This window comes from Pseudoselenomonas ruminantium (genome assembly GCF_900104055.1).
In the GTDB taxonomy this organism is placed as follows: Bacteria; Bacillota; Negativicutes; order Selenomonadales; family Selenomonadaceae; genus Selenomonas_A; species Selenomonas_A ruminantium_C.
Genome location: NZ_FNJQ01000053.1, coordinates 1 through 15,793 on the forward strand (window position 1 = coordinate 1; position 15,793 = coordinate 15,793).

The window sequence follows — 15,793 nt, forward strand, 5'->3', positions numbered from 1 at the left end:
TGGGGTGCGTGTTTTCCTGCTCATAAAAATACCTCCCAAGTAATGTCTCTATTTTACATCACTTGGGAGGTTTACACAAAATCCGGGATAGACTCTACGGCAGCCCCTCACAATGTATATCAGTGTCCCCAAACCTGCTCGGCGATTTCTTTTACGAGTGCCAGTTTGGCCCATTGTTCTTCTTCGGTTAGTTTATTGCCAATCTCGCAGGAGGCAAAACCACATTGCGGGCTAAGATATAGCCGCTCCAGTGGCACATATTTCGCCGCCTCATGAATGCGGGCGATGACGGCATCCTTATCTTCGAGCTCGGGCATCTTGGTCGTAATGAGCCCCAGCACGACTTTCTTATCCGGCGAGATTTTTGCCAGCGGGGCAAAGCCCCCCGAACGTTCATCGTCATACTCGAGATACAGTGCATCTACATGTTCCTGGGCAAAGACGTAATCAGCTACTGAATCGTAGGCCCCACTGGTAAAAAAGGTCGAATGATAATTGCCGCGGCAGATATGGGAGTTGATAACCATATCTGCCGGTTTTTCAGCTAATGCAAGATTGTTAACGGTGAGAAGCTGACGCTTGACCGATTCAAGGTCAAGTCCTAATGCCTTATAGCGCTGCTGGGCCGCATCGCCAACGACTGCGCCCCAGGTGCAGTCATCAAACTGAAGATTGCGGCAGCCTGCTGCATAAAACTGCGCAATAACCTCCCGATAAGCCGCAACGATATCAGCGATAAGCTCATCATCCGTGGCATATATTTGCCGCGTCGTTTCCAGATTCTGCGGAATAATAAACTGCTGGTACATCTGCGCAGGAGCCGGAATCGTGTATTTGGCCACCGTTTCAGCATCTTCAAACTGTTTGAGGAAGCGGAAATACTCGACAAAAGGATGCGCTTTGGCCTTGATTTTGCCGACGAGCCATGTGTCATCAAGTTCTGCTGACTCACCATGAAATGCGACACTGCCACCTGCTTTATGCGTAACGCCCTCAAAGCCCCACATGAAATCCAGATGCCAATATGCCCGACGGAATTCACCGTCCGTTATTACATGGTAGCCTGCTGCTTTTTGCTTAGCTACAACATCGCGTACGGCATCATCCGTTATGGTATCAAGCTCTTCCTGATTGATTTTGCCCTCTTTAAACAAGGCTCGTGCCTCTTTTAGCTTGGCTGGTCGCAGGAAACTTCCTACAATATCGTAGCGGCATGGTGTATAAATCGTCTGCACATCTATCATCCTCCAGTAGTTTGCTAGGTGTTATATCTGTTCTTTTATGATAAGGATTTCATGTTTTTTTGTAAAATACATAAAATATGGCATTGTTCATAGAAAAAAACTATGGCAGATGGTATAATACCACACAAGGACACCATGCACAGGAGGAATACCATGACACTGAAACAGCTTCTCTATGCCGTAACGATTGCGGAAACCGGCAATATTACTGAGGCGGCAAAAAAATTATTCATTGCGCAGCCCAGCCTTACCGCTGCAATACAGTCTCTTGAACAGGAATATGGCATCACGATTTTTTCCCGCTCCAATAAAGGCATAGAGATTACTGCAGCTGGTGATGAACTACTAGGGTATGCACGGCAGGTTTTGGAGCAGGCTGACCTCATGCACGAACGGTATCTCGGCCAGTCGCCACTCAAGCAGCATTTTTGTGTTTCCTCACAGCATTATTCTTTTGCGGTTGAAGCCTTTGTCGAGCTGATTCGTCGCTTTGATGGGCCTAAATACGAATTCCATATGCGTGAAACGCAAACCTATGACATCATCGATGATGTCGCCCATCGCCGCAGCGAGACTGGTTTGCTTTACCTTAACACCTTTAACCGCTCCATCATATTGAAGACGCTAAAGGAAAATGACCTAGCCTTCGAATCGCTATTTACGGCTAAACCACATGTTTTCATCAGCCAATACAGTCCTCTGGCCAGTCAGGCACAACTCACCCTGTCCGACCTGGCTCCATATCTGCGTCTTTCCTACGAACAAGGCACCCATAATTCCTTTTACTTCTCTGAAGAAATCCTCAGCACTGAAACAGTGGACAAAGAAATCGTCGTTTGTGATCGGGCAACACTTTTCAATATGCTGATTGGCCTCAATGGTTACACCATCTGCAGCGGTGTTATCAGCGAAGAGCTTAATGGCTCTAACATCATTGCCCGGCCACTTGCTGTGGACGATTATATGGAAATCGGCTACATCCTGCCTAAAAGTACACGTCCATCCCGGCTGACACAAAGCTATATTGACATTTTGAAAGAAATTATCAAGTCCTAATAAATGCACTTATTGCTGTGGCTTATTCCCTTAAAAATTTCTACGTTCTTACGATATAGATAGTAGAGCTATCTATGTTGGAGGTGATCCTATGGAAATCAAACCGCTGCAGGGAATAACTGCCTGGTCTAACAAAGGAAGGGCGGCTGACAGTAAAGACAATACCTTGCAAGCCAAAGAAAAGTTCAGTAGCATGCTCCGGCAGTTGGAAACCGGGGGAGCCATTACTGACACTGGGGAAAAGCCGGGTGAGGATACCACCACAGTGACTCGTGTCATGTCCGATGGTTCTGTGTTGATTACCGTGTACGAAAAAAACAAGATTGTTTCCCAGACTAAGACGCACTCGCCTCATCCGGAAGAAACACCCACCATCCTCAGCACCAGAACGGAGCAATCCTTGCCGGATAACTTGGAGGAACAACAGGTCTCTGGGATGGTTGACACTCAGATGTTAAACCTATTGATGCAGAAGTAAATTATAATCAAAGAGGTAGAGTTGGTAGTTTTTCATTGGTAACCGCCTTTCGTCAGCTCGTTTTTTTCATACGCTTCTAATCATAACATGAAATCATGGGGATAGTTAGCAGAAAGAGTAAAAAAACATCCTTGATAAAGTCAATGAGTCGTGGGGCTAGTATTTCATCCGCACCTGTAATCGTATAAATAACGCAAAGAAGAAACAGCCTTGGCAGCTAGAGATAAGCTGCCAAGGCCGTTTCTTTGTTCGTGTGTGCTTTAGATGCCAAAGCCGCCATCTACATGCCAATGCGCTCCGGTTACGTATTGGGCATCGTCTGAGGCCATAAAGGCGATGACACCGGCGATTTCTTCCGGTTCAGCATGCCGTCCTGCAGGGATATGTTCCTCCACAGCAGATTCGTATACGGCGATTTCCTCTGCTGTCAGTCCCGTATTATCGTAAAGGGCTGTTTTGGTGGCTCCTGCTGCTACACCGTTGACTCGTATGCCATAAGGAGACAATTCTCTGGCCCAGGTCTTCGTCAGAGATAAAACAGCGGCCTTGCTGGCGGTATAGACGCAGTTCAGAGGCATGGGATTGGTGACGAGGCCGGAGGTGATGTTGATGATATTTCCTCTGGTCTTTTTCAAATAGGGAATGGCCTGACTTACCATATCAATGACCGCTCTGACATTCAAGGCAAAGGTCTTGTCATAATCGGCCAGATTGATTTTTTCAATGGCGGTCACCAGTGCCATCCCTGCATTATTGATCACGACATCGAGCTTGCCGAAATCCTGTTCAATATCCTTCAGTACCCGGGAGATATCGGCCGATTTCAACACGTCCGCTACCATATAACGGATATTTTCATGCTGTTTTGCACTTTCACGCAGGGATTCTTCATGTCTACCAATAATGACTACCTTAGCACCTTCTGTGGCCATCAATCCGGCCGCTGCCCGGCCAATGCCGGTCCCACCGCCTGTTATGAGGACAACTTTATCTCGAAGCTTCATGAAATTACCCTCCTTGTTCAAATTTATTCACTGTCCCTTAATTTCAACATTGGAAGGGGAATTCCTGCCAGAAATCTGTTGGCTGAAGGAAAACATTCGGATGCCCCTATGTATGGAGGGATAAAAGCAGGTTTTTGACAAGTGGACAGCCAATGGCCTATAATTATCGTAGCAAACAGGCCACCTTGCGGGGTGGCTTTTCGCATAGGTCAGGGGGTAAGGCTGGTGATTAGCACGGTAATTTACTATTATTCAACAACAGGAAACTCTTTATATGTGGCCAGAGAGTTGCAAAAGACCATACCTGGGGCGGAACTTCAATCCATCACGGAGGCGCTTAGGGAAGATAGGCTGGTGGTTAACGCTGAATGCGTAGGCTTTGTGTTTCCAATGCATTATTTTGGCCTGCCGATGCAGGTGGAGGAGTTCTTGCAGAAGCTTACGATCCTGGAATCGCCTTATATCTTTGCCATAGCTACCTGCGGGGTTCCCTATTGGGGCAGACCGTTTATGGATGCGGAAAAGATACTCAAGGAAAAGAACCGTAGCCTGCATGCGTCCTGGTATGTGAGGCTGGTATCCAATTATATTCCTTATCGGGATATTGCTGCAGATTGGCGAATACGCATCCGGGCATGGCTGGCAAAAGGGAAACTGCAGCGTATTGCAACGGCCATAAATAACCGGGAAGCTCATACGACGTGGCAGCTGCTGAAGAACTTTTGTGGCAGATACCATGATAAATGGCTGGCAGAGCAGCAGGGAATAGATGAAAGATTCCTGTGCGATAAGGATAAATGTACCGCCTGCGGCCTGTGTGAGCGAATCTGTCCCCGGGAAAACATCAAGCGGCCGGAGGGACAGCCGGTTTGGCAACATCATTGTGTGGAATGTTTGGGGTGCCTGCATATATGCCCAGTCAAGGCAATCGATTACGGTGAGATTACCAAGGGACGCAAGCGGTACCGGCATAAGGCAGTAAAGTCGGCTGAGTTACTGCGTAAGGGGTAAACTGGACGAACAATCGCATCACCGAATTTACCATACGCCGTGAATTTCGCATATAAGACAAAGGGCTATTGCACGTAACTGTTTTGCAGTAGCCCTTTATTGCAGTTGGGCTGCAGCTCATGCTCAATTTGTAATATCTGTTATTGACAGATGTGAAAAATAGCAGTAATATGTACAGTTCGATTTATGACGATGCTATTTTAGGGGGAATGAATATGTTGTTGTATAGAGTTACGGTACTGATGGATAATAATGTGATTGGGACGAAAAGAGAGTTGGAAAGTGAACATGGATTGTCCATGTTTATAGAAACGCCGGACAGCACCTTCCTGTTTGACTGCGGTCATACTGGTTTGGCGTGGGAAAATGCTAGAAAGATGGGAATAGATTTGTCAGCGGTAAAAAATGTAGTGCTCAGTCACTCACATTATGACCATGCTGGGGGATTTCCGGCACTATTGAAGTATTGTCAGCTGGAAGCGGTATATACCGGTAGGAATTTCTGGCAGGAAAAATACTCTTATGATAAGGAAAATGACGAGTATCAGTATAAGGGCTGTGGCTTTACGAAAAAAGACTTGGATTCCTGGGGGATTGAGCAGAGAGTATGTCGGAGTATTTTACCCTTGGATGACTACGCGAATGTGGTAACAGGATTTGATAAGCATTACGACTTTGAAACCATACCAGCGAAGTTTGTACGAGGGGAAGGCAAGGTGCCAGATCCGTTTGATGATGAAATCTGCGTGCTGCTGCCAGAAGGAGATGGCCTTGCCATGGTGGTTGGCTGTTCGCATGTTGGAATTCTGAACATGGTTGCTACGGTTATGGAACGGACGGAGCTGCCAGTGTATAGTGTCATGGGAGGAATCCATTTGGTCGGTGGCGAAGAACGTATAGACAGAACGATGCAGGAATTGGAACGTCTGGGAGTAGAGAATTTTAACCTCTGTCACTGTTCTGGAATAAATAATATGGCCACAGGTTCTGTGATTGAAGTTCAATGTCAGGATTAGGATAAGGATATGAAGAAGAAATTGGCGGAGCGCTCCATTGCATCTGTCAGGATTGAATAAGATAACAAATGGCGTAAGATATTTGACTTTTCAATATTTCATGCCTATACTATCTAACCATGGGAGGTTTATTGTTATATGTCTATGGTTAGCCGTTATATATTGTTCGTTGTGGCTGTTATTGTTCAGGCATCCGGTATAGCACTGGTGGTTAAGAGCCTGTTGGGAACTTCGCCGATATCGAGCTTGCCCTATGTCATCAGTTTGGCATCGCCGTTTTCATTAGGGCAGATGACCTTTGCGATAAATATGCTGCTGGTTCTGGGGCAGTATCTGCTTTTGCGCAGGGCCTTTGATAATATCCAGTTCCTGCAGATTCCTGTTACGCTGATATTTTCGTGGTTTATTGATTTCTTCATGGATGTATGGGCGTGGGTGGTTCCTACGAGCTATGTGCTGCAACTGCTGCCGCTGCTTATTGGTACTACGTTGATAGCCTTCGGTGTGGCGGTGCAAGGTATCGCGAATGTACTGATGCTTCCGGGAGAAGGGATTGTCTATGCGGTGTCGCGTCATTTCCATATTGATTTTGGAAAGGTGAAGACCGGCAATGATGTAAGTCTCGTGCTTATGGCTGCTATAATCTCGTGGATATATCTGGATGGGATCGAGGGAATTCGTGAGGGCACTCTGATATCTGCCCTGATAACCGGAACCATTGCCAGATTCTTCCTCAGACATCTTGGGAAAGTTAATGAGGCGGGGGTTCTGGTATTTCATCCGCACCTGTAATCGTATCAAGGAGATGGACATGGAAGAGAATGAGTTTGAGCTTCTAGAGGGGCTGAATAAGGCGCAGTTGGAAGCTGTTACAGAGACAGAAGGCTATGTGCGGGTGCTGGCCGGAGCTGGTTCCGGCAAGACGAGGGCATTGAGCCATCGCTTTGCTTATCTGGTAAACGAAATCGGCATTATGCCGGGGAATATCCTCTGCGTGACCTTTACCAATAAATCGGCCACGGAGATGCGGAAACGGATTCATCTGCTTACGGGAGATAATGACACCGGTTATATCAACACATTCCATGGATTTTGCGTGTCCGTACTGCAGGAAGACAGCTATGCTGTACAGTATCCCAAGAGCTTTCTCGTATTGGACAACAGCGATATCGATGCCATGCTGAAGATTATCTACGAGGAGAGAAAACTTTCTCTGCGGGATATGACCTTTGCCAAGGCGCGGGATATGATTGAAGTGCGGAAGATTTTCACCGAGCCGGAGTATTATCAGGACATGATTGCCATGTCGCAGGAGGCCATCAAGGAAAAGTACGAACGCGCGGTGGAGCCGAAGGACATCATCTTCTATGGATATCTGTATCAGGAGAAGAAGTGCTTTGGCCTCGATTACAATGACCTCATCAAGTTTACGCTGTATATCTTCGAGCAGAAGGAAGAATTGCGGCTGAAATGGCAGCAGCGGCTGGAGTACATCATGATCGATGAGTTCCAGGATATCGATGAACTTCAGTACCGTTTGATGAAGATCTTGTGCGGCTATCATAAGAATCTTTTTGTGGTAGGCGATCCAGACCAGACTATCTATACCTGGCGCGGGGCAAATATCCGCTATCTGCAGAACTTTGACCAGGAGTTCAAGCCCTGCAAGACCATCTATATGATGGAAAACTATCGTTCCACACCGGAAATCCTGGCAGCAGCCAATGACCTGATTGCCCATAACCGTTACCGGATCGAGAAAAAACTGATACCAACGCTGCCAAGCGGCGAATCCGTCTTGTGTTCTAGCAATGACTCGCCGGAAAAAGAAGCCCAATGGATTGCGCAGGAGGTGGAAAAGCTTCACGAGAAGGATGTTCCCTACAGGGATATGGCGGTTTTGTATCGGGCGCATTATTTGACGCGTTCCCTTGAAGAAGTGTTCATGAAGGAAGAACTACCGTATACGCTCTACAGCGGCATACATTTCTTTGACCGGAAGGAAATCAAGGATGCCCTGTCTTATCTGCGCATGATTGCTTATCGGGATGACCTGTCCTTCCAGCGGATAGCCAATGTTCCCAAGCGCAATATTGGCGAGCGGCGGATGGCCTTTTTGCAGGAATATGCCGAGCAGAATAAGTGCAGCCTTTACGCTGCCTTAAAAACAAACCTGGATCATGAACTGATCAAGGGGACCAAGGCAAATCAATTTGTGGAGCTGGTAGAGGAATTTTCGGCCACATATGGCGGGCGGCCGGTATCGGAGGTGCTGTCGGCAATATTAGATGCCAGTGGCTATGAGGAAATGCTGCGCACCGAAGGCAGCCAGGAGCGTCTGGATAATCTGGCGGAACTGAAACAGGCCATCTATGAGTATGAAACCTCCTGCGGGGAAGAAGCCATGCTGGAACATTATCTGTCCAGAGTGGCGCTTTTGACCAACAGTGATACGGCTGAGCAGGGGGATAAGATCAAGCTGATGACCGTGCATGCGGCCAAAGGCTTAGAGTTTCCCTATGTGTTCCTTTGCGGCTTGAATGAAGGCATCTTCCCGTCCCGAAAAACCAGAACAGAGCAGGCCATGGAGGAAGAAAGGCGGCTGGCCTTTGTGGCTGTGACACGGGCACAGAAAAGGCTTTATCTGTCCGCAGCTTCCGGCCTGAACTTTGATGCGTCCTTGAGGTACCCCTCCAGATTCCTGCTGGAGATTGATGATAAGTTGCTCGAATATGCAAAACCAGTCGCAGAAAGCGTGCGAAAAGATGCATGGAACTATATTCGAGGCATGGAAAGGCGCATGACACAGGGTAGTGTCGAGAAGAAGGCTGCTTTTGCCCGGGGCGACAAGGTGCTTCACCGTATCATGGGGGAAGGCGAAATCTTAGATATCAATACGGATAAGGGTGCTTATGTCATAAAGTTTGAGGAAATTGAAACGCCAAGGGAAATTTCGTTTAAGGCGAAGCTGGAAAAGGCGTAGTTTTGGCGGAGATGTGTGATGTATGTCACAGAATAAAGTGATGATTTCTGATAGAATTGCCTTCATTAATCGTTTGGAGGTGAATGAAATCGGAAAGGCATCTTGCCTTATCGTACTTTGATGAAACGAATTTTGACAGTTGTGTTGCTCTTGACCGCTTTTGTTTGGGGGCCACTGATGGACTCTTGCCGTCAGGTGAGTGTTCTGCCAGCGAGGATGCTGGCTGTGGAACTGACGAATGCATCGATGTTTACGGTGTCCAAGGATTACCCAGATCCGCCACGGCGGGTAGCAATCCTGCGTCGTTTGCAAAGAGAACGGCGTAATATGCCGGAACGTACATGGACGGACAACCGCATCACTGAATTTACCATACGCCGCGAATTTCGCATATAAGAAAAAGAGATATTGCACGCATATCGTGTATGCTATGTGACTAATGGTATAAAATTTAATAAAAATGTGATAAAATAATAGCAGCTGGGAAACCAGCCGCGTAACTTGGAGCCGGCCATTCCTGAGTGGCGGGCTCTTTTTTGTGGTTGGAATTTGTAAGAGGAATACCAGTGTGGGATAAAGGAAAATAACGGTTTGAAAAATTAAATGGATAAATCATGTGAGGAGTGTATTGTATGAATAATAAACCGTGGAAATTCTACGACATGGTAATAAATGGCTACTACAAAGAGTGGCAGATGCTGGAAGATGGCGACTTTGCCAGACTAGAGTAAAGTGGGTGATGATATGGACTACGCAGTCGAGTACAGAAAAAATAGTATGCCGATGGAATTATTCCAACAGAAATACCAAGATCGGGAAAAATATCTGGCCTATTGTCGTGAATGCCCAAAATACAATAACGTATGGAGTTGTCCGCCCTTACAGATAGATGCAGATGCTTACTTAAGCAAATATGCATGGGTAAATGTGGTTGGGGCCAAGATAATCCTAGACCACAAAGTTATTGAGAAAGCCGATACGCCGGAGAAAATCAAGACAGTTGGCTGGACGATAGTGTCTGAAGTTAAGCTCATGTTGGAAGAAGAAATGCGGAAGCTGGAATCGCAGCTGCCCGGAAGCGTGTCGCTGTCCTCTGGTGGATGCAGCCTGTGTGGGGAGTGTACCCGTAAAACGGGAAAAACATGCAGGCAGGTAGATAAGATGCGGTACTCAATGGACGCATTCGGCTTTGATCTGAGTGCCATCACGAAGGATATGCTGGGCATAGAAATCATGTGGTGCAAGGACAGGCTGCCGGATTACTTCACCTTGATTCATGGCATCCTGACGAGGGAAGTGGCCTTTCCCCCGGCGATTAGACACCTAAAATGAAAGATTTCTAACTCATTCTTAAAATAGCTTTGTTTTTCATGCTTTTACGGATATTAGACGAACTTATGCTGCAGCTTTTTCGAGATTTTCCCTGGCTGCGTAATATTCTTCCGGCGTTTCATAATCATTGGTGGAATGTATACGCTGGCGGTTATAAAAAATCCAGATATATTCGAAAACTGCAGCCTTAGCTTCGGCACGGGGGCGAAAATGCTTTTCGTTTAGCCATTCTTGCTTCAATGTACCCCAGAAGCTTTCCATAGGTGCATTATCCCAGCAGTTGCCTTTGCGGCTCATGCTCATTGTAAAACCGGTTTTGCCTGCCATTTCGACATAGGCTTTTGAACAGTATTGGCTGCCACGGTCAGAATGTAAGATACAGCCGTTTACATCAGTGGTATGGTTTATGGCATCCTGTAAGGCATCCATTACCAATTTTTTGGTCATACGGCTATCCATTGCCACGCCAACCATCTTGCGGCCGCACAAATCCATGACACCTGCCAGATAGAGCCAGCCTTCATCCGTAGGGATATAGGTTATATCGCTGACCATTTTTTGCCCCGGACGCTCTGCCGTGAAATTACGGTTAAGTACGTTCGCTGCTACCGGCATATCGTGGTCAGAATACGTCGTTGCCTTATATTTACGGCGAGCCTTACCTTTAATACCATTTTCCTTCATGATTCGTTCTATACGCTTATGGTTGGCTTTTATTCCCTTTTTTCGAACCTCACGTACAATTCGGGTGGAACCATATGTTTTGTTGGATTTTTCGTGATATTAAGGATGGCAAGGTGTCCGCTGGTGGAGATGCCGATGGAGCCTATACGGAATGGAAAAAAGGCAAATATCTGGAAGAGGTCGAAAGGTTCGCCAAGAAATGGGGGGCAGATGCCGAGACGCTGCAGGCAAGTGTCAATGAATACGATGAAACTGTGCCGGAAAACATCCCTCGGCTTGACGAATTGCAGGAAAGCCTTGATTATGAAGGTGCCGAAGAAAAGCACGGCGATATGTTCTTTGACCATTGGATCGACTTTGCAGCAGAGCTGCCGGGATGGATAAAAGAAGTAAGACGGGGTTACTGGGCATAGAACAAGGCAATAAGATTTTCAAAAGTACATAAGGGAATCACTCCGAGGGAAGCAAACCTTCGGAGTTTTTCTTATGCTTATAATAAAAATCGTTGAATATATAATAAATCTAATAAATTTAATAAATTGCTAAGGAAAAACTAAACAGAATATAATAAACGGGTGATAGAATTTATCAGTATTTAAGTGAAAATTTGAAAATGGCACACTGGATGCCAGCAAGGCCAAGATGTTGGTGAAACAGAAAGGGAGGCAGATTTGTGGAAGCGACAGAATTACATGAGGTGAAGGAAGAGAAGAAGAAAGTTGACGAAGGCTGGTACAGTTATTTTCTATGGGTGAATTGGCTGGTAACATACGCAACTTTGCGGCTGGATTCAATGCTGGTGCTAATTGGTAGCGCTATATATGGATTGATAAGCTTTTATATTGCTTGCCGGAGCAAAAGTATACAGTTTTGCTTGAAGCTGCTTCCGGGCATCTTGTTGAGTATGTACCTGACTCTAAAAAGCACGGCATTGATTGGAGGCACTGCCTTTGGGATAGCTCTCATTGCAGCATTGTACGCCAACCGGAAACGGTTCCTGTTAATAGATTGGGCAACACTGATACCAATAAAATTCATCTCTGGTAAGAGTACCTTGGGAGATGATGAGCATGATTACTTTGCATGGGAGGATTAGAATGACTGAAAAAATTGAAGAGTTGATGACCAGAGAAGAAATACCATATGGCGTGATAGTAAATATCAGGACAGATGAAAGAATTTACTTAGGGGACAGAGAGAAAATCAAACCGGACAGTCTGATAAAAATGTGTGAGGATGATATGGTCAGTTTGTATCAGTCCATGGAAGGGCAGATTCTACCGCAATATTGGGGACAGGGAAATGTGAAGATGCTCATTAGCATACCCCAAGAAGATATGATGGTATTGTTCTTTTATTATAAACGGAATGATACACATGAGGAACATCACAAAGGAAAAATGATAGATGAAGAAGTGAAAAATTTATTACAAATTGGTTAAGGGAGAAATTATGAAAAAGAAAATATGTTCAAAAGTATTAGTAATTATGTTGATGTTGGCAGCTCTGTTTACGAGTGGCTGCGGCCCAGAGGTTCGATTGGGAGCTATAATGCTTCGGGATGCAATCAAAGGAGATTCGCCATTTTTTGAGGATAGTGGTAGCAAATGGAAGACTATAAAGCTCGAACAGAATGATGGTAAGATTTTACAGTTGGATCTTCCTTTTGCTTTGAATGATAATGGAGAATTTGAATCAGATGATATTGTCCAAAATGCTGAATGGCATAGATATAAAAATGATAGTATATTTGTGAGTGTGGATCATTGTAGACTGGCTGATTCAAAAAAAGAAGTAACCTTCAATCTCAAAACGTTTACAGCTGATTTTGGTGGGTGCGAAAAAATGCATCCGGAATTGAAAAAAATTGAAAAAAGGACGATTAATGGAAAAGAAATGACGTATGCTGAAATTCAAGCAGAGGATAATGGAGCTCGTACGATTGAATGTGTGGGGATTCATTCAGGTAGAGAATCATGGACGATTATATATGCTTATAGAAGCGATGACAAGGCTATGCATAAGCTGGTAGAAAAATCAATAGCATCTATTTCTTTGGGGTAAGACAAATATATAAACGAGATGATATAACGGAAATGAGTTTACTCAGGAAATATATCATATATGAAGTATAAAGGTGAAAAGATAATGTGAAGCAATAGACAAAAGTTGCAGGATATAGATTATCTCAAGGATAAAGTATCAGATGAGGTAATATGTTGATATTTTTGTGATTATCGGAAACAACAGGATAATAGCTGTTTATAGTTAGATGATTGATTCAGAGCCGATTTGGATGGTGGAATAGAGCGTGATTATATGGATATCGATGAAAAAGTAGGCATTTTATATAGCATCAGAAAACTGGATAAAGAAGAGCAGGTGCCTCTGTTTGATAATACAATAGCAGAAATATTTGAAGATCCAAAACCGGAATATGCAATTAAGCTATGTTCTGTATTTTATGATGATGTATATTTTGATGAAGTAATGTATGGTTTGATACATGCAGTGGAGCATCTGGCAGAGGGCGATGATTATTCTTACCTGATTTCGTTAGGCATATGCAATATGAAGGAGGGACGTGACTGGAGTAATATTCTGCTATATGGGATTATGAATGTTGAAGATGAATTAAAGAAATATCCCCAGGCATTAGGACGGCTATCGGATGAACAGAGATGCTATATTGTGGGCATATTAAAAGAAATACGGGCAGAGGATGGTAAGATGTTTGGCGATCGTATTAACTGGATACTTAGAGAAGCAAATGCAGAATAATATGAATAAGATATGGAGTGATGAACAATGAGTAAGATAGAATGTGGTTATACGAAAGCATCAAAGAAGAATTTGAGAGAAGATATGACTGAATGGCTGGACAGACATCTGGTAGGAGATTTTCCTGAAGAAGTTGTATCCTTATGTGTTAATTTAGACGAAGATGGCGGCGGATGCGATCTTTCGGGATGTGAGTGCTTTGATCCAGAAGATGAAGATTGGGGCTGTGAAATTGTATATGATTTTGGGACTGAAAATGACAGGCTCCTATGGGATGAATATCCGGATAGCGATGATTGGGACGATGATGAATGGGATAAGGTAAATGAGTCAGAGGAATTGGAAAAAACACAGGCCTTAGTAGCCGGGATTGTAAAAGAGTATTGTCAGACCGGTAAATATGCCGATAAACTAAGAAAGCTACAGGGAGTTGGCGTAGGCTTCTGTGATGGGCCTTTGCAGTTGGTATATCAGCAGGATTATAAATAAAAGATCGGAGGTATAGGATTGCTGGAAAAAGATGGTACTGGCGCAGCACTGCTCATGTTGGGGAAACTTATCTTATTCATTGGAATGTTTGTCCTGCTTTACGCTGGCAATAAAAGAGGCCGGGGCTGGTATAAGCTGTCAGAACCGTTGTATAAAAAGCCTTACCTTTGTCGCTGGAAATGGCTTATGCTTGCTGCGTTTATTTTTACTGCCTTAGAGAATAATTGGATGAACATGAATGATGATGGGGAAATTGATAGCATATCCTATGTATCATTGATGGTGCTGGCAGAAATACCTGCATATACTTTGATGCTGGCAACTCTGGTAAAAAGAGCGGAAGTATTGAAATTTAGGCAATGGATTTTTACTATATTCATTATATTTATGCCAATAGGCTTAATTTATTGTCCTTGGATATATTGGTTCGTATGTATAAGCCTATATTGGTGGAAAGAGGACAATTCGCCAGACAGGAATATGAATTTGGATTTCCAGACCTGTAAAAAGAATATCGAGGCAAGTTACGAGAATAAGTCAGAAATCAAGAAAATAGAGAAAAAGACAATAAATGGCCGTGAAGGTTGCTATACGGAATTTGAGTTCAATATGCACGGCATACCAGCCCGTATGATTGGCTTTTCGCTATGGACGGATAAGGATTACTGGTCTGTAGATTATATCTATCCGATAGATGATAAGAAAAAGGCAAAGATAGTGGAAAAATCTCTTGCCTCGGTTGTATTGAAGTAAAACATGGGGTAATTCTGATGGGGGATTACAAGGGATTATGTATCTGAAAAAATTAGATACCATGCAGGATTATGCGTAAGATAGGCAGAATAATAGTATAAAGGAATTTGAGGTTTAGTGGTAATCAAATTCTGAACAGATTAACTTATATTTAGGAGGCAGTTTATATGGCAAGACAGTCAGATTATGGGAAGAAGATTGAGGCAATCGAAAAGAAAATTGCAGTGAAGTCAGAACAGCTTATGAACCTGAAGAAGCAGCTTAGTGATTTGCAGACAGCGGCAGCTAAGAGTCAGATGGAAGAAGTTATTGCTTTTATCACCGAAAAGAACTTGCAGCCGGGCGAAGTGCTTGCTGTGCTGAAGGAACGCTTCCAATAAACAGGCAAAAATCTCCGGGAGAATGCTCTCTCGGAGATTTTTGATGTGCCCCATGAAACTGATGGACGATTTTACAGGAGTGACTTATGGATTATATATTGATGAATTGCGCAGTGCAGGGATTGAAGTACCGTATGTACCTGACCTTCCCCCGTGCGCTTAGATACCTAAAATGAAAGATTTCTAACGCATACTCAAAATATCTTTATTTTTCACGGCTTTAGGTGAGAGTATGAAAAAATCTCTGTAAATTAACTTTCCCTCGAAATCAAAAGGTCTTCTATGATAAACTATAATCAAATCATAGGAGGCCTTTTGTTATGGCAAGAAAGAAAAAAGAGATTCACAAGGTAGAAATGACCGATGGCAAGCGTGCCATCATCCAGCAGCTGTTCCAAGAGTACAACATCGAGAGCGCCACAGATATCCAAGATGCCCTAAAGGATTTGCTCGGCGGCACCATCAAGGAAATGATGGAAACGGAAATGGATGAGCATCTGGGCTATAGCAAATCTGAGCGTTCCGACAGTGAGAATGCCCGCAACGGGTATAAAACCAAGAGCCTCAATAGCAGCTATGGCA

Annotated in this window: 20 protein-coding genes; 17 read left to right on the forward strand and 3 right to left on the reverse strand. The window is 44.4% G+C overall.

Features of this window, described 5'->3' with window-relative positions; translation table 11 throughout:
* Nucleotides 1–119: 119 nt before the first annotated feature.
* Nucleotides 120–1,244 (reverse strand): 5-methyltetrahydropteroyltriglutamate--homocysteine S-methyltransferase, encoded by a 1,125-nt coding sequence (locus BLQ59_RS14695; RefSeq protein ID WP_074573574.1) that lies wholly within the window; start codon nt 1,242–1,244, stop codon nt 120–122.
* Between the two features lie 153 nt (nt 1,245–1,397).
* Here BLQ59_RS14695 and BLQ59_RS14700 point away from each other — a divergent pair, with 153 nt between their 5' ends.
* Both BLQ59_RS14700 and BLQ59_RS14705 read left to right on the forward strand, forming a co-directional pair.
* Nucleotides 1,398–2,300, forward strand: a complete 903-nt coding sequence (locus tag BLQ59_RS14700) for a LysR family transcriptional regulator (protein ID WP_074573575.1) — start codon at nt 1,398–1,400, stop codon at nt 2,298–2,300.
* Between the two features lie 91 nt (nt 2,301–2,391).
* Nucleotides 2,392–2,778: a hypothetical protein gene (locus BLQ59_RS14705; RefSeq protein ID WP_074573576.1), complete on the forward strand. Its 387-nt coding sequence runs from the start codon at nt 2,392–2,394 to the stop codon at nt 2,776–2,778.
* Nucleotides 2,779–3,038: 260 nt separating this feature from the next.
* On the opposite strand, the gene BLQ59_RS14710 is transcribed toward BLQ59_RS14705, so the two are convergent.
* On the reverse strand, nt 3,039–3,782 hold the full coding sequence (locus BLQ59_RS14710) for an SDR family NAD(P)-dependent oxidoreductase (RefSeq protein ID WP_074573577.1): 744 nt from the start codon (nt 3,780–3,782) through the stop codon (nt 3,039–3,041).
* Between the two features lie 225 nt (nt 3,783–4,007).
* On the opposite strand from BLQ59_RS14710, the gene BLQ59_RS14715 reads away from it, so the two are divergent.
* The 6 genes from BLQ59_RS14715 (at nt 4,008) to BLQ59_RS14735 (ending at nt 10,124) form a co-directional block, all read left to right on the forward strand.
* A complete protein-coding gene (locus tag BLQ59_RS14715) occupies nt 4,008–4,793 on the forward strand; it encodes an EFR1 family ferrodoxin (protein ID WP_143005382.1) in 786 nt (261 codons plus the stop codon).
* A 170-nt stretch (nt 4,794–4,963) separates the two neighbouring features.
* Entirely contained in the window at nt 4,964–5,809 is an 846-nt protein-coding gene (locus BLQ59_RS14720; protein WP_256324699.1) for an MBL fold metallo-hydrolase, read from the forward strand.
* Between the two features lie 138 nt (nt 5,810–5,947).
* On the forward strand, nt 5,948–6,601 hold the full coding sequence (locus tag BLQ59_RS14725; RefSeq protein WP_074573580.1) for a YczE/YyaS/YitT family protein: 654 nt from the start codon (nt 5,948–5,950) through the stop codon (nt 6,599–6,601).
* 19 nt (nt 6,602–6,620) lie between these two features.
* Nucleotides 6,621–8,792, forward strand: a complete 2,172-nt coding sequence (locus BLQ59_RS14730) for an ATP-dependent helicase (RefSeq protein WP_074573581.1) — start codon at nt 6,621–6,623, stop codon at nt 8,790–8,792.
* Nucleotides 8,793–8,969: 177 nt separating this feature from the next.
* Nucleotides 8,970–9,188 (forward strand): hypothetical protein, encoded by a 219-nt coding sequence (locus BLQ59_RS15835; protein ID WP_143005383.1) that lies wholly within the window; start codon nt 8,970–8,972, stop codon nt 9,186–9,188.
* Nucleotides 9,189–9,575: 387 nt separating this feature from the next.
* Nucleotides 9,576–10,124, forward strand: a complete 549-nt coding sequence (locus BLQ59_RS14735; RefSeq protein ID WP_176756830.1) for a DUF2284 domain-containing protein — start codon at nt 9,576–9,578, stop codon at nt 10,122–10,124.
* Between the two features lie 63 nt (nt 10,125–10,187).
* Here the strand turns inward: BLQ59_RS14735 and BLQ59_RS14740 are convergent, their stop codons facing one another.
* Nucleotides 10,188–10,868 carry an IS3 family transposase gene (locus BLQ59_RS14740; protein WP_074573583.1) on the reverse strand — a complete coding sequence of 227 codons (681 nt, stop codon included), beginning with the start codon at nt 10,866–10,868 and terminating at the stop codon, nt 10,188–10,190.
* 14 nt (nt 10,869–10,882) lie between these two features.
* On the opposite strand from BLQ59_RS14740, the gene BLQ59_RS14745 reads away from it, so the two are divergent.
* The 9 genes from BLQ59_RS14745 to BLQ59_RS14785 all read left to right on the forward strand — a co-directional run.
* On the forward strand, nt 10,883–11,221 hold the full coding sequence (locus BLQ59_RS14745; protein WP_074573584.1) for a hypothetical protein: 339 nt from the start codon (nt 10,883–10,885) through the stop codon (nt 11,219–11,221).
* Between the two features lie 260 nt (nt 11,222–11,481).
* Nucleotides 11,482–11,904 (forward strand): hypothetical protein, encoded by a 423-nt coding sequence (locus BLQ59_RS14750; protein ID WP_074573585.1) that lies wholly within the window; start codon nt 11,482–11,484, stop codon nt 11,902–11,904.
* 1 nt (nt 11,905) lies between these two features.
* The gene (locus tag BLQ59_RS14755) at nt 11,906–12,250 is read left to right on the forward strand and encodes a hypothetical protein (RefSeq protein WP_072305505.1); all 345 of its coding nucleotides are present in this window, start codon (nt 11,906–11,908) and stop codon (nt 12,248–12,250) included.
* Between the two features lie 10 nt (nt 12,251–12,260).
* A complete protein-coding gene (locus BLQ59_RS14760; RefSeq protein ID WP_074573586.1) occupies nt 12,261–12,872 on the forward strand; it encodes a hypothetical protein in 612 nt (203 codons plus the stop codon).
* A gap of 255 nt (nt 12,873–13,127) precedes the next feature.
* A complete protein-coding gene (locus tag BLQ59_RS14765; RefSeq protein WP_074573587.1) occupies nt 13,128–13,589 on the forward strand; it encodes an Imm30 family immunity protein in 462 nt (153 codons plus the stop codon).
* 27 nt (nt 13,590–13,616) lie between these two features.
* The gene (locus BLQ59_RS14770) at nt 13,617–14,078 is read left to right on the forward strand and encodes a hypothetical protein (RefSeq protein WP_074573588.1); all 462 of its coding nucleotides are present in this window, start codon (nt 13,617–13,619) and stop codon (nt 14,076–14,078) included.
* Nucleotides 14,079–14,096: 18 nt separating this feature from the next.
* On the forward strand, nt 14,097–14,831 hold the full coding sequence (locus BLQ59_RS14775; protein WP_074573589.1) for a hypothetical protein: 735 nt from the start codon (nt 14,097–14,099) through the stop codon (nt 14,829–14,831).
* Between the two features lie 167 nt (nt 14,832–14,998).
* Nucleotides 14,999–15,211 carry a hypothetical protein gene (locus BLQ59_RS14780; RefSeq protein ID WP_074573590.1) on the forward strand — a complete coding sequence of 71 codons (213 nt, stop codon included), beginning with the start codon at nt 14,999–15,001 and terminating at the stop codon, nt 15,209–15,211.
* A gap of 320 nt (nt 15,212–15,531) precedes the next feature.
* On the forward strand, nt 15,532–15,793 hold a 262-nt coding region (locus tag BLQ59_RS14785; protein WP_176756831.1), incomplete at its 3' end, for a transposase.

Coding starts and splice junctions, on each gene's coding strand:
- BLQ59_RS14735 (WP_176756830.1), top strand. CDS start 9,576: ATGGAATTATTCCAACAGAAATACCAAGATCGGGAAAAATATCTGGCC.
- BLQ59_RS14695 (WP_074573574.1), bottom strand. CDS start 1,244: ATGATAGATGTGCAGACGATTTATACACCATGCCGCTACGATATTGTA.
- BLQ59_RS14760 (WP_074573586.1), top strand. CDS start 12,261: ATGAAAAAGAAAATATGTTCAAAAGTATTAGTAATTATGTTGATGTTG.
- BLQ59_RS14725 (WP_074573580.1), top strand. CDS start 5,948: ATGTCTATGGTTAGCCGTTATATATTGTTCGTTGTGGCTGTTATTGTT.
- BLQ59_RS14770 (WP_074573588.1), top strand. CDS start 13,617: ATGAGTAAGATAGAATGTGGTTATACGAAAGCATCAAAGAAGAATTTG.
- BLQ59_RS14780 (WP_074573590.1), top strand. CDS start 14,999: ATGGCAAGACAGTCAGATTATGGGAAGAAGATTGAGGCAATCGAAAAG.
- BLQ59_RS14720 (WP_256324699.1), top strand. CDS start 4,964: ATGTACAGTTCGATTTATGACGATGCTATTTTAGGGGGAATGAATATG.
- BLQ59_RS15835 (WP_143005383.1), top strand. CDS start 8,970: ATGGACTCTTGCCGTCAGGTGAGTGTTCTGCCAGCGAGGATGCTGGCT.
- BLQ59_RS14710 (WP_074573577.1), bottom strand. CDS start 3,782: ATGAAGCTTCGAGATAAAGTTGTCCTCATAACAGGCGGTGGGACCGGC.
- BLQ59_RS14765 (WP_074573587.1), top strand. CDS start 13,128: ATGGATATCGATGAAAAAGTAGGCATTTTATATAGCATCAGAAAACTG.
- BLQ59_RS14730 (WP_074573581.1), top strand. CDS start 6,621: ATGGAAGAGAATGAGTTTGAGCTTCTAGAGGGGCTGAATAAGGCGCAG.
- BLQ59_RS14745 (WP_074573584.1), top strand. CDS start 10,883: ATGTTTTGTTGGATTTTTCGTGATATTAAGGATGGCAAGGTGTCCGCT.
- BLQ59_RS14705 (WP_074573576.1), top strand. CDS start 2,392: ATGGAAATCAAACCGCTGCAGGGAATAACTGCCTGGTCTAACAAAGGA.
- BLQ59_RS14755 (WP_072305505.1), top strand. CDS start 11,906: ATGACTGAAAAAATTGAAGAGTTGATGACCAGAGAAGAAATACCATAT.
- BLQ59_RS14700 (WP_074573575.1), top strand. CDS start 1,398: ATGACACTGAAACAGCTTCTCTATGCCGTAACGATTGCGGAAACCGGC.